This window comes from Dorea longicatena (assembly GCF_025150085.1).
GTDB classification, from domain to species: domain Bacteria; phylum Bacillota; class Clostridia; order Lachnospirales; family Lachnospiraceae; genus Dorea_A; species Dorea_A longicatena.
On record NZ_CP102280.1, the window covers coordinates 130677 to 143403 of the forward strand.

The following is a 12727-nucleotide window of genomic DNA, read 5'->3' on the forward strand; positions in this document are numbered from 1 at the left end:
GGAGGTAACAGACAATGGCAAAATCATTATTTGAGGAACTGGGCGGCAAATACGAAAGGCAAGGGGATTATTTGATACCGTGCTTAACTGTACCCGCCGAAGAAGAACAGGCAATAGGCATCTGGGGGCAACGGCATTTAGATTATCTAAAACAGTACCGTAAAGTTACATACACCAATCTTCTTACAAGCGGCAGGCTAAACGCCTACCTTGCCGACATCAACAGACAGGCACAGGAACGCTTTGAAAGGCTCATAGAGGGTATGAAACAGGCACAGGGCATAACGGAACAGCTAAAGGCAGAAAACGCCTTAGAATGGACAGGATGCCTCAATAACATAAGGGCTTGTGCGAGGGAGATTGTGGAAAAGGAAATTATTTTTGCATAAACAGATGATTAGTGGCAGGGGGAAATCCTGCCGCTTTTTCTGCTTTAGTTTGTCAGCTTGACAAATAAAGGGTTAAGGAATATAATTAGATTCAGTATTATACAAGGAGTTAATAAATATGCGGCAAGGTATTCTTAAATAAACTGTCAATTTGATAGTGGGAACAAAAAGTAGCAGTCCCGTTTCACTTTTATTTTAATATGGGGCTTAGTTTTTTGTACCCAGTTTAAGAATACTTTTATCATGTAATTTTATATGCCCGAAAACATATAAGTGTTTTGGGGCTATTGGAGTTATTTACCCAGTGATAGGAGTATTTATCACTGGGTATTTTTATGCCCTTTTTTGGGTGTTGATAGGAGGAAAATCACATGAAAATAATTAACTTAGGCATTCTGGCTCACGTTGACGCAGGAAAGACAACATTAACGGAAAGTTTATTGTATACCAGTGGTGCAATTGCAGAACTAGGGAGCGTAGATGAAGGCACAACAAGGACAGATACAATGAATTTGGAGCGTCAAAGGGGAATCACTATCCAGACAGCAGTGACATCTTTTCAGTGGGAGGATGTAAAAGTCAACATTATAGATACGCCAGGCCATATGGATTTTTTGGCGGAAGTATACCGTTCTTTATCCGTATTAGACGGAGCAGTATTATTAGTTTCTGCAAAGGATGGCATACAGGCACAGACCCGTATACTGTTTCATGCACTACAGATAATGAAGATTCCGACAATTTTTTTCATCAATAAAATTGACCAAGAGGGGATTGATTTGCCAATGGTATATCGGGAAATGAAAGCAAAGCTTTCTTCGGAAATTATAGTGAAGCAAAAGGTTGGGCAGCATCCCCATATAAATGTAACGGACAATGACGATATGGAACAGTGGGATGCGGTAATTATGGGAAACGATGAACTATTAGAGAAATATATGTCAGGGAAACCGTTTAAAATGTCAGAACTGGAACAGGAAGAAAACAGGAGATTCCAAAACGGAACGTTATTTCCCGTTTATCACGGAAGCGCTAAAAACAATCTGGGGATTCGGCAGCTTATAGAAGTAATTGCCAGTAAATTTTATTCATCAACGCCTGAAGGTCAATCTGAACTATGCGGGCAGGTTTTTAAGATTGAATATTCAGAGAAAAGGCGGCGTTTTGTTTATGTGCGTATATATAGCGGAACATTGCATTTGAGGGATGTTATTAGAATATCTGAAAAAGAGAAAATAAAAATCACAGAGATGTGTGTTCCGACAAACGGTGAAATCGTCCCGGCTGACCATGCCTGTCCGGGAGAAATTGTTATTTTAGCTGATGATACTTTGAAACTGAACGACATTCTGGGAAATGAAAAACTCCTGCCTCACAAAACATGGATTGATAATCCCATGCCATTACTTCGGACAACGGTAGAGCCGCAAAAGCCGGAGCAAAGGGAAGCCCTGTTAAATGCCCTCGCAGAGATTGCTGATACAGACCCTCTTTTGCATTTTGACATTGATACTGTTACACATGAGATTATGTTATCTTTTTTGGGGAATGTGCAGATGGAAGTCATTTGTGCCATCCTTGAGGAAAAATATCATGTGGAGGCAGAAATAAAAGAGCCTACTGTTATATATATGGAAAGACCGCTTAGAAAAGCAGAATATACCATCCACATAGAAGTCCCGCCAAATCCTTTCTGGGCTTCTGTCGGGTTGTCCATAGAGCCGCTCCCTATTGGAAGCGGAGTGCAGTATGAAAGCAGAGTTTCACTTGGATATTTAAATCAATCGTTCCAAAATGCGGTTATGGAGGGGGTTCTTTATGGCTGCGAGCAGGGGCTGTATGGATGGAAAGTGACAGACTGTAAAATCTGTTTTGAATATGGATTGTATTATAGTCCTGTAAGTACCCCCGCAGACTTTCGGCTGCTTTCCCCTATCGTATTGGAGCAGGCTTTAAAAAAAGCAGGGACAGAACTATTAGAGCCATATCTCCACTTTGAAATTTATGCACCGCAGGAATATCTCTCACGGGCGTATCATGATGCTCCAAGGTATTGTGCAGATATTGTAAGTACTCAGATAAAGAATGACGAGGTCATTCTGAAAGGAGAAATCCCTGCTAGATGTATTCAAGAATACAGGAACGATTTAACTTATTTCACAAATGGGCAGGGAGTCTGCTTGACAGAGTTAAAAGGATACCAGCCAGCTATTGGTAAATTTATTTGCCAACCCCGCCGCCCGAATAGCCGTATAGATAAGGTTCGGCATATGTTCCACAAGTTAGCTTAACAGCTTGCAAAAGTCATATAAAATGAGATTTGAAAGGATTAGAGACTAATTATGATGAAATGCGAATGGATATTGTGTCCTGTTTGTGGGAGCAAAACCCGTAATAAAATTAGGAAGGACACTGTTTTGGAGAATTATCCCCTTTATTGTCCAAAATGCAGACAAGAAAGATTGATTAAAGTTGACAACTTGAAGATAACTGTCATCAAAGAGCCAGACGCTTAAGACGCAGAGCCGATGAAATTGTGGAACAATTCACGAATCATCGGCTCTTTTTGTTTCGTATTTGAAAGAACAAACTCACCAAATAAAAAAACGATATTCGGGTGGGTTATTTTGTTATACCCTAAATTACCCTCTGAATTTGTTTTTAAATTTGGAGGGATTTTTTTATGTCCTTTTTTCGGGCAGTTATCTATCTGCTCATACGAAGCAAAATTTATCAATACATAGCATATCAGAGAACGGCAGGAAACCAGTTAAAAAAATTTCTGCCAGTGCAACGGTACTTCTCACCTTGAAAGTAGAAGTACAATCTCCATACAATAGAATTACTATTTCCTATAACCGTAAAGGTCACAGAGCCTTTGCGGTTTTTCTTTTGTCGATTTTTGTTGGAAAGTGCCGTAGGGCTGTTTCTGATATGCGGTGTCGTTCTCCGCCTCTCCATCTGGATTTTTTACATTTCAAAAATTCAGATGGGAGGTATTTATGGTGAAATATGCACCAAGAAAGGTATATATCAGAGAAAGTGGCGGCTATGTGGAATTATCCTACACGGAGTTCTGCCGTTGCAGGGAATCCGACCAGACCTATATGGACAAGCTGTTTATCCCCATTCAAGGCTGTCTGCTTGAAGTCGTGAGGGAGCAATACACAGACTTCTACCGTGACAAGGAACGGTGGCGTTATCTGCAAAAATTAGATACAAAGAATAGACTGCTATCTCTCGACGGATTTACGGACAGCGAGGGGAATCCTCTGGACTTTATCACTGATGAAGCGGTGGACATTGCAGAAACCGTTGTCAATGCGGTCATGGTGGACAGGCTGAAAGCCGCCCTGCCTTTGCTGTCGGATAGTGAACAGGAGCTGATACAGGCAATCTTTTTTGACGGACTTTCCGAGCGTGAAGTCGGGGCGAGGTTGGGCATAACCCAGAGCGTTGTAAACAAACGCAAAGCCAGAATCCTAATAAAACTAAGAAAGATAATAGAAAATTAAAATTTAAGGCGTTCAGCCCCCTTGTTTTTTCCTTTGGGAAGATGAGGGGGCTTTTCTCTGCCCTCTCAATCAATTCTGATTGGAGGAAGTAAGAATGGCATACAACCACGGACGGGAGGACAGGAAATGGCGTATCTGGAAAGAAGCGGAGGAAAAGCTGCTGCGTGAGTGCGGCGTTGATGAAGCGACCATTGAGCAGATACGCATGGCGGACAGGGCAGACTTCAATTCCAACAGGCGGTTTTACCGATGGACGAATGACGTTGCGGAATATCTTGAGGACATGGCAGGCAGGGAGCGGCAGGCGGAAGTGGGTACGGTTGCGGAGTTACTGGAAGAGATTGAGAGCGAAAATCTCTATCAAGTATTAGTCACGGTGGACGGGCGTACCTTGAAAATCGTCCTGCTGAAAATGCAGGGGTATTCCACAAAGGAGATTGCCCCGCTTGTGCATTTGACGACTGGTGCCATCTATGCGAGGTTAGACCATCTGCGGAAGAAGCTGCGGAAAATTTTATAGCTTCTAAAACAGCCTGCCATCCTGCGGGCTACTGGGTGAGGGATGGAAATCCCCTCACTCATTTTTTGCAGGAGGACAACAGGATGGCATACAGGGTTAAGGCATACACGCTTCGGGAGGAATCCACGGAAAGCGGCACAAGGTATTTTATCAGCTTTAAGGACGGGCAGGGCAAATCCCACGAGTTGGAAGTGTCGGAACAGTTCTTTATGGAGTTTCGGCAGATGGAGCGCAGGAACAGGAATCTTTTCTAATGGGACGAGCGGCACAGGGAGTTTAACGAGGTATGGGACGAAACCCTTTACAGACGGGCGTTGCGTGTGCCTAAGAGCCTTGATGAACGCATGGTTGAGGAAGAACGGAATGAAACGCTCTATAAGGCGGTTGGGAGCCTTCCAGAGATACAAAGGCGGCGTTTCCTGCTCTACTACGAGTATGAGTTCAATTTTTACCAAATCGCCGCTATGGAGCATTGCACCGCTTCGGCAATACAGAAATCTGTTGCGATTGCAAAGGAGAAAGTAAAGGCGGAAATTGAAGAAATATCTCCAACCGTGACCGACACCGCCCGAAAAAGAAATCTGTTTTTTATTTGTGTGGGATTGGCGGCATTACATACTCTCACTTTTTTCCGTGGGAGTAAATCTATTTTTAAGGAGGTCAACGCCTATGTGCAACGAAAACAAAGACACCGCCCGAAAGGAGGAAAGCCATGCAGAAGTTACAGACAGTCAACGCCGAAACGCTCCTTTATGAACCGCTTGAGAAACCATCCTTTGTGGTGGACAGCCTTATCCCGACAGGCTTATCGCTGTTCTGCGGCTCACAGAAGATAGGCAAAAGCTGGCTCATGCTGAAGCTATGCTTATGCGTGTCGCAGGGAATCCCTTTATGGGATATGCCGACAATGGAGGGCGATGTGCTTTACCTCTGCCTTGAGGACACGTTCTGCCGCATACAGGACAGGTTATTTCGTTTGACGGACGAAGCAAGCGGGCGGCTCCACTTTGCCGTGGCAAGCTGCAAGCTGTCAGACGGTCTTATCGTGCAGCTTGAAGATTATCTGAAAGATTACCCAGACAGCAGGCTCATTGTCATTGATACCTTGCAGAAAGTCCGTACAGCTTCAAAAGACAATGCCTATGCAAGCGACTATGGGGACATCTCCCTCATCAAAGACTTTGCCGACAGGCACTCTCTGGCGGTCATTGTCGTACACCACATCCGAAAGCAGAATGACAGCGACGTGTTCAACAAGGTGTCTGGGACGACAGGATTAACGGGGAGTGCGGACGCTACCTTTGTTCTGGAAAAGGAGAAACGTGCGTCTGACACCGCCAAGCTGTATGTGACGGGCAGGGACACGCCTTATCAGGAATACACGCTGCGTTTCCGTGATTGCCGTTGGGAGCTTGTGGAGCGGAAAACGCAGGAGCAGCTTGCGAAAGAAACGATACCAGATGTCCTTTTTCGGTTGGTGGATTTTATGAGGGATAAGGAAGAATGGATAGGCACGGCAACGGAACTGTTAGCCGCTATGGGGGAAACGGAAACCATACCCACGGTGATTACGAAATGGCTGAATGAATACCGCACCACATTTTTAAGCGAGAACCGTATCTGCTACCAGTACAGCCGCAGGAAAGACGGCAGGCGGATTGCCCTTGCAAGGAGGGCGGGTGACAGCGGTGATGGTGGTGACAGCGATATTAGGATACCCCCCTGTTACTGTCATTGACGCTTAAAGCCATGTAAAGCTGGCGGCTCTGCCCTGCGGGTGACAGCAGTGACGGTGGTGACAGTGATTTTAGGATACCCTGCCGCTGTCATCCCTACGGGAGAACACCCCGTAAACGCAAAATGCAGGCGTGAGATTTACTCGCCCTTTTCGGTCGTGTAAAACCACCCCTGCGGTCAGAAAAATCATTCCGATTTTTCCGACTGCGTTTACAGGGTGTAACACACTACACTTTGCCCTGCAAAGTCGTGTGCCAGACGTTCCCTCTGGACTCCCTTAAGGCAGGGCTGTGCCCTGCTATCCTACGCCTTACGGCTTCGGATAAAAGAATGGCGGCATGACGGTGACGGCTCTTGCGAGGGGGGTATCCCAAAAACACCGTCATCATCGACATGACCGTCATGCAGGGGGTGAGGGTGACAGTTGCGGCAGTCGGCAGGGGGTATCCCAAAACTGCTGTCACCACCGTCACCGCTGTCACCCCAAAGGACGGTCACCCGCCGAAAGAAAGGAGGAATCCGCCTATGCCTTATGCAATCCTGCGTTTCCAGAAACGAAAAGCGGGCGGCGTTGCGGCTTGTGAACGCCACAACGAGCGGAAGAAAGAAGCCTACAAAAGCAACCCAGATATAGATATGGAACGCTCTAAAAACAATTACCATCTCATAGCACCACCAAAGTACACCTACAAGAAAGAGATTAACCGCATGGTAGCCGAAGCGGGGTGCAGGACAAGGAAAGACAGCGTGATGATGGTGGAAACGCTCATCACAGCTTCACCAGAATTTATGAACCAGTTACCGCCCGAAGAACAAAAAGCGTATTTCCAGACGGCTCTTGACTTCATTTCGGAGCGTGTTGGAAAGCAGAATATCCTCTCCGCTGTCGTCCATATGGACGAGAGAACGCCCCATATGCACCTCTGCTTTGTGCCGATTACGCCAGACAATAAGCTGTCAGCGAAAGCTATCTTAGGCAACCAGAAATCATTATCCGAGTGGCAGACCGCCTACCATGAGCGGATGTCCTCACGGTGGAATCAGCTTGAACGGGGGCAGTCCTCAATGGAAACCAAGCGGAAACACGTCCCCACATGGCTCTATAAATTAGGCGGCAGGCTTGATAAACAGTATGAAGAAATCGTGTCTGCCCTATCCGACATCAACGCCTTTAACGCAGGGAAGAAAAGGGATAAAGCGTTAGATTTACTCTCTGCATGGCTGCCAGACGTGGAGAAATTCTCTAAGGAAATCGGGAAACAGCAGGCGTATATCGACAGTTTGAAAGAGAGAATTGGGCAGGAATCAGACTATGCGGGGCGTATGCGTGATGAAAAGTACGAGCAGGAACTAAAGGTGCAGAAAGCGAATCAGAAGATATTTGAATTGCAGAGAACCAACGAGCAGATGGGGCGGCTGCTGTCAAAAATACCGCCCGAAGTGTTGGAAGAATTGCAGAAAAATCATAGAAGCAGAGCGAAAGAAAGGTAGATATGTGAATGAAGAAACAGGATTTTAAGGTGTTAAAGACCAAAGACTTGTACCCGTTCCCCGACAATCCGTTTCATGTGGCAGAAGATGAAACACTGTCAGAGTTAGCGGAAAGCATCAAGGAATTTGGCATTGTCACGCCGATAATCACACGCCCGAAAGAGGACGGGGACGGTTATGAAGTGATTGCAGGACAGCGGCGTGTCCGTGCTTCTGAACTTGCAGGGATAAATACCGTGCCTGCGTTTGTCCTGCCCTTAGACCGTGACCGAGCCATCATCACCCTTGTAGACAGCAATTTGCAGCGTGAGAATATCCTGCCATCGGAGCGGGCGTTTGCTTACAAGATGAAATCCGAAGCCATGAAGCGGCAGGGTTTCCGCACAGACTTAACCTCGTCACAAGTTGTGACGAAGTTGCGGACGGACGACAAGGTGGCACAGGGCTTCGGCGTGGGCAGGATGACCGTGCAGCGTTTTATCCGCCTGACGGAACTGATACCGCCGATTTTGCAGATGGTGGACGAGGGGAAAATCGCCCTCACGCCTGCGGTGGAACTGTCCTTCTTGAAGAAAGACGAGCAGGAAAACCTCTTTGCCACGATGGAGAGCGAAGAAGCAACGCCCTCACTCTCACAGGCACAGCGGATGAAACAGTTAAGCCAGAGCGGGCGGCTTGACATGGATACGATATTTGCGATTATGACGGAGGAAAAGGGCAACCAGAAAGAAACCTTGAAAATCAACACAAGCAAGCTGAAAAAATACTTTCCGAAGAACACAACGCCGAAGCAGATGGAGGAAACCATCATCAAACTTTTGGAGCGTGAGTTGCAGAGGAAACGCAACCGTGACAGCCGCTAATCTTCTTTTTTCGGGAAGTAAATACAGAGAGTTGAGGTATGGAGAATGAGAGAAATCCAGTATGAAATCGTAAAGGAAATCGCAGTATTGTCTACGGGCGACAGTGGCTACACAAAGGAAATCAATCTCATTTCATGGAATGGGAAAGAGCCGAAGTATGACATCCGCAGCTTTTCCCCGAACCGTGAAAAGTGCGGCAAGGGAATCACGCTGAACGCTGATGAAGCGGCGGCACTCCTTAAAGCATTACAGAAAGAATTAAACAGCGAGGATTAATGGTATCTGATTGGCAGGGCGGGGACATTTCCAAACTCTTCCCTGCCCTGTCTGGAAAGGAAGATTTAAGTATGGGCGAGGATAAGAAAGCAGATAAAAAGAGAAAGCGTATCGTGCCAAAAGCACCAGTGCAGATGATAATCAGCCGTGAATATGTCGGCACACAGACCGTTACAGAAGCGTTTGTCCCGATTATCTCCGAGGATATTCGGAAGAAGATTGCCGAGGGCGACACCTTCGACAATGAGGGGCTGTCCGCTTAGAATGTACGCAATGGGACATGAAAACAGATAGGACAGATACGGAGGTTTTACAGTATGGCAGGAATCAAAGAAGAAAAGAAAATCTATTTAGTCGGCATTTATTGCCGCTTATCTAAAGACGATGGTACGGATAACGAGAGTGCGAGCATTGCGACACAGAAATCCATCCTCACGGATTATGTGAAAAAGCAGGGATGGCACATAGCAAAAACGTATGTGGACGATGGTTATTCTGGTACAAATTTCCAAAGACCAAGTTTCCAGAATATGATAAAAGACATTGAAAGCGGTCTGATAAACTGCGTGATTACGAAAGATTTATCCCGTCTGGGGAGAAACTATCTTGATTGTGGGTTATATCTGGAAGTTTTCTTCCCAGAGCATAACGTGAGGTATATAGCGGTCAATGACGGCGTAGATACCTTGAATAAATCTGCTATGGACATCACGCCTTTCCGCAACATTTTAAACGAAATGTATGCCGCTGACATATCTGTTAAGATAAAATCGGCATATCGGGCGAGGTTTCAACAGGGGAAATTCATGGGAACTACCGCCCCTTATGGCTATATCAAAGACCCTGCCGACCACAACCATCTGCTGATAGATGATAAAGTGGCACATGTTGTAAAAGAGATATTCGACCTTGCATTAAAAGGGAATGGAGTTGCCAAAATTTGCAGACATCTTAATAAACAGCATATCCTACGCCCTGCCGCTTATGCGGCGGAGCGTGGCGAAACAGGCTTTGAACGTCATTTTGAGGGGAACGAGGACAAACGCTATATTTGGAGTGGGAACAGCGTGAGGAGCATTTTAAGAAGCCCGATATATGCGGGAAATCTTGTAGGCTACAAACGGATTGCCGCCAATATGAAAAGCAAGAAACGCCCCTCTAAGCTGCCCGAAGAATGGGAAGTGATACCCAATACCCATGAGGGAATAGTCACGCAGGAGGAATTTGATATTGTCCAACAGCTTATTACAAGTCGTAGGCTTCCACAGAACAAGGGAGGATTTGTAAATATTTTTGCAGGCGTTATCAAGTGTGTGGACTGCGGATGTGCTCTGCGGGCAATGAACGTACACAGGAGGAAACGCCCAGAGATTATCGACTGTGTACAGTATTCATGTAATAATTATGCAAGAAACGGAAGAAGCGAGTGTAGTGCCCACAATATAGAAGCAAGGGATTTATTCAATGCCGTTCTTGCCGACATCAACTGTTTTGCGGATATGGCAGTGAATGATGAAAAGGCGGTCAGGGCCATAGAAAAGCGGCTCACGGAAACAGACCAGAGCAGGGCGAAAGCATTAGAGAAAGAACGTAAGAAGCTGAACAAACGCCTTGCGGAACTGGACAGGCTGTTTTCCTCTCTCTACGAGGATAAGGTCATGGAGCGTATTACCGAGCGGAATTTTGAGATGATGTCGGGGAAATACCAGAAAGAGCAGCTTGAAATTGAAGCAAGGCTGAAAGAGGTGACGGAAACTCTTAATGAAAGCTACGAGAAATCACGGGGAATCCGTGACTTCCTCGCCCTTATCCGAAATTATCAAGGCTTAAAAGAACTGGATGCAACAGTTATAAACGCACTCATAGACAAGATACTTGTTTCGGAGCGTGAGAAGATGGCAGACGGAACAGTGAAGCAGGAAATCAAGATTTACTATAAATTCATCGGCTTTGTCGATGAATTACATATCATACCTACAAAACGGTGGGCAGCAATGCCCGCTAAAAATTGTACGGTGTGCGGCGTTGAATATGTCCCGGGCTCTGGTGCATCAAGGTATTGTCCTGCTTGTGCCAAGAAGATACGGAGGGAGAAATCAAACGAGAGCAAACGCAGGAGCAGAGAACAGAAAAGGATAGCATGTATGAACTGTCCGCAAAAAATGACCGACTGATCTGGTTCGACCAAAAAGAGTTGATTTTCTGTAATCTGATATTCTGTTTTATTTACTACAAGGCGCCCTTTACCGGAAAGAACGAAATGCATAAGATAATAAGGTCTTGTTCCAGGGCCATAGGAATGAAGTGGAAGGCATTCTGAGTGACCACAGAAACGAAGTTTTATATCATTCCAGTTGGTGTCTCTGTATAGATTTAATTTTTCTATTTCCATATAAACTCCTTTCAGCGATGTGAATATCAGACAAAATTTATAAATTACCCAACAAAAGTGACTAACATGATAATAAGATTATAGTATATGATATCAATGTAGACAAGAGAAAGAAAAGACAAAAATAATCTAAAAAATCAGACACGAAACGAATCGATTCAAAATCACAGAAAAAGAAAAAGCTATAGTTATGAGAAAAAAAGTCAGTTTGCAAAAAGTGACCTGTATTTTGTGCACCCGAAAATAATATAGAAAGGTAAGGGAAAAGATATGTTAGAATTTGCAAAAACACCACCGAAAGGATGGAATAGTTGGGACGTGTATGGAGCGTCTGTCACAGAAGAGGAAGTAAAAAGAAATGCAGATATTATGGCAGAAAAGCTTAAAGTATATGGATGGGACTATGTTGTCGTAGATATTCAATGGTATGAGCCGGGGGCTGAGTCTGCAGCATATCGTAAATTCGCAGATTTGAAAATGGATGAATACAGTCGTGTACTTCCGGCCGAAAATCGCTTTCCAAGTTCGGCAGATGGGGCAGGATTTGCGCCACTTGCGGAGTATGTACATAAACTTGGCTTGAAATTCGGTATTCATATTTTGAGAGGAATACCAAGACAGGCTGTTCACGGAAGAATGCATATCAAAGGTACGGACAAAACAGCAGATCAGATTGCTGTTAACAGCATTTGTCCATGGAATTCAGATATGTATGGAGTGGATATGTCAATTCCGGAAGGACAGTTATATTATGATTCTCTTATGGAACTGTATGCTTCATGGGGAGTTGATTTCATTAAGGTAGATGACATTGCATATTCAACGATTTACAGAGATTCTCATAGAAAAGAGATTGAAGGTATTCGAAAGGCCATTGATAAAACGGGACGGGAGATTGTACTTTCCCTTTCACCGGGACCGGCAAGACTTCAGGATGGAAGCTTTCTCCAAAAGAATGCCAATATGTGGAGACTTACAGACGATTTCTGGGATGAGTGGGAATTGCTCTATGATATGTTCGATCGTTGTAATTATTGGTCGCCATTTATCCGTAAAGGAAACTGGCCTGATTGCGATATGCTTCCGCTTGGACATATTGGAATCCGTTCCGGTGAGCGTGGAAAGGCAGACCGTATGACTTGCTTTACGAAACCGGAACAAAAGACAATGATTACATTATGGTCTATCTTCCAGTCGCCACTAATGTATGGCGGGGAACTGGCTGATCTGGATGCCTGGACTCTTTCACTGCTGACGAATACAGAGGTAAATGAAATGCATCGCACGCTGGAAGGACAGAGACAGGAGTACAGAGATGATGAATGGATCGTCTGGTCCGGTGAAAATAAGGAAAGTACATATATTGCAATCTTTAACGTATCAGATGAAAAGAAAGAAATTCCAGGTAAATTGACAGAGCGATATCTTCGAAAAGATGCAAAAGAAATCTGGTCAGGAAAAAAGGTAACAGAAGGAACAGAAGAAGTAGAAAACCATGGCTGTGTACTGTATCAGATGAAAAGAATATGATGAACGTTAGATAG

The 12727-nt window shown here is 45.0% G+C and carries 11 protein-coding genes and 3 pseudogenes; 13 read left to right on the forward strand and 1 reads right to left on the reverse strand.

Annotation, left to right across the window (positions count from 1 at the left end; all coding sequences use genetic code 11):
• Nucleotides 1-14: 14 nt before the first annotated feature.
• The 12 genes and pseudogenes from NQ508_RS00625 (at nucleotide 15) to NQ508_RS00680 (ending at nucleotide 10965) form a co-directional block, all read left to right on the forward strand.
• Nucleotides 15-389: a TnpV protein gene (locus tag NQ508_RS00625; protein ID WP_001129922.1), complete on the forward strand. Its 375-nt coding sequence runs from the start codon at nucleotides 15-17 to the stop codon at nucleotides 387-389.
• A gap of 371 nt (nucleotides 390-760) precedes the next feature.
• Nucleotides 761-2680, forward strand: coding sequence for a tetracycline resistance ribosomal protection protein Tet(O) (tet(O), locus tag NQ508_RS00630; RefSeq protein WP_006427719.1), 1920 nt, complete (start codon nucleotides 761-763; stop codon nucleotides 2678-2680).
• Between the two features lie 54 nt (nucleotides 2681-2734).
• Nucleotides 2735-2905, forward strand: coding sequence for a cysteine-rich KTR domain-containing protein (locus tag NQ508_RS00635; protein ID WP_004614788.1), 171 nt, complete (start codon nucleotides 2735-2737; stop codon nucleotides 2903-2905).
• Nucleotides 2906-3394: 489 nt separating this feature from the next.
• Nucleotides 3395-3904, forward strand: coding sequence for a sigma-70 family RNA polymerase sigma factor (locus tag NQ508_RS00640; RefSeq protein WP_105116765.1), 510 nt, complete (start codon nucleotides 3395-3397; stop codon nucleotides 3902-3904).
• A 94-nt stretch (nucleotides 3905-3998) separates the two neighbouring features.
• Nucleotides 3999-4424, forward strand: a complete 426-nt coding sequence (locus tag NQ508_RS00645) for an RNA polymerase sigma factor (RefSeq protein ID WP_000323895.1) — start codon at nucleotides 3999-4001, stop codon at nucleotides 4422-4424.
• A gap of 83 nt (nucleotides 4425-4507) precedes the next feature.
• A pseudogene (locus NQ508_RS00650) lies at nucleotides 4508-4982 on the forward strand (RNA polymerase sigma factor).
• Nucleotides 4983-5136: 154 nt separating this feature from the next.
• Nucleotides 5137-6169, forward strand: a pseudogene (locus NQ508_RS00655) (AAA family ATPase).
• Between the two features lie 517 nt (nucleotides 6170-6686).
• Nucleotides 6687-7652 carry a MobV family relaxase gene (gene mobV / locus NQ508_RS00660; protein ID WP_001820668.1) on the forward strand — a complete coding sequence of 322 codons (966 nt, stop codon included), beginning with the start codon at nucleotides 6687-6689 and terminating at the stop codon, nucleotides 7650-7652.
• A gap of 8 nt (nucleotides 7653-7660) precedes the next feature.
• Nucleotides 7661-8515: a ParB/RepB/Spo0J family partition protein gene (locus tag NQ508_RS00665; protein WP_000743700.1), complete on the forward strand. Its 855-nt coding sequence runs from the start codon at nucleotides 7661-7663 to the stop codon at nucleotides 8513-8515.
• Nucleotides 8516-8560: 45 nt separating this feature from the next.
• Nucleotides 8561-8791 carry a YdbC family protein gene (locus NQ508_RS00670; protein WP_001206986.1) on the forward strand — a complete coding sequence of 77 codons (231 nt, stop codon included), beginning with the start codon at nucleotides 8561-8563 and terminating at the stop codon, nucleotides 8789-8791.
• Between the two features lie 71 nt (nucleotides 8792-8862).
• On the forward strand, nucleotides 8863-9054 hold the full coding sequence (locus tag NQ508_RS00675) for a hypothetical protein (protein WP_001820669.1): 192 nt from the start codon (nucleotides 8863-8865) through the stop codon (nucleotides 9052-9054).
• A 54-nt stretch (nucleotides 9055-9108) separates the two neighbouring features.
• Complete coding sequence (locus tag NQ508_RS00680) at nucleotides 9109-10965, forward strand: recombinase family protein (protein WP_001820670.1); 1857 nt, start codon at nucleotides 9109-9111, stop codon at nucleotides 10963-10965.
• A gap of 53 nt (nucleotides 10966-11018) precedes the next feature.
• Here the strand turns inward: NQ508_RS00680 and NQ508_RS14335 are convergent.
• A pseudogene (locus NQ508_RS14335) lies at nucleotides 11019-11183 on the reverse strand (AraC family ligand binding domain-containing protein); the annotation flags it as partial.
• Nucleotides 11184-11453: 270 nt separating this feature from the next.
• Between NQ508_RS14335 and NQ508_RS00685 the strand changes: the two are divergent.
• Nucleotides 11454-12713 carry a glycoside hydrolase family 27 protein gene (locus NQ508_RS00685; RefSeq protein WP_006427715.1) on the forward strand — a complete coding sequence of 420 codons (1260 nt, stop codon included), beginning with the start codon at nucleotides 11454-11456 and terminating at the stop codon, nucleotides 12711-12713.
• Nucleotides 12714-12727 lie beyond the last annotated feature (14 nt).

What these genes read in the sequence shown, in the direction of transcription:
- NQ508_RS00645 (WP_000323895.1), top strand. Translation starts at nt 3,999, where the DNA reads ATGGCATACAACCACGGACGGGAGGACAGGAAATGGCGTATCTGGAAA.
- NQ508_RS00685 (WP_006427715.1), top strand. Translation starts at nt 11,454, where the DNA reads ATGTTAGAATTTGCAAAAACACCACCGAAAGGATGGAATAGTTGGGAC.
- NQ508_RS00635 (WP_004614788.1), top strand. Translation starts at nt 2,735, where the DNA reads ATGAAATGCGAATGGATATTGTGTCCTGTTTGTGGGAGCAAAACCCGT.
- NQ508_RS00675 (WP_001820669.1), top strand. Translation starts at nt 8,863, where the DNA reads ATGGGCGAGGATAAGAAAGCAGATAAAAAGAGAAAGCGTATCGTGCCA.
- NQ508_RS00680 (WP_001820670.1), top strand. Translation starts at nt 9,109, where the DNA reads ATGGCAGGAATCAAAGAAGAAAAGAAAATCTATTTAGTCGGCATTTAT.
- NQ508_RS00670 (WP_001206986.1), top strand. Translation starts at nt 8,561, where the DNA reads ATGAGAGAAATCCAGTATGAAATCGTAAAGGAAATCGCAGTATTGTCT.
- NQ508_RS00625 (WP_001129922.1), top strand. Translation starts at nt 15, where the DNA reads ATGGCAAAATCATTATTTGAGGAACTGGGCGGCAAATACGAAAGGCAA.
- mobV (WP_001820668.1), top strand. Translation starts at nt 6,687, where the DNA reads ATGCCTTATGCAATCCTGCGTTTCCAGAAACGAAAAGCGGGCGGCGTT.
- NQ508_RS00665 (WP_000743700.1), top strand. Translation starts at nt 7,661, where the DNA reads ATGAAGAAACAGGATTTTAAGGTGTTAAAGACCAAAGACTTGTACCCG.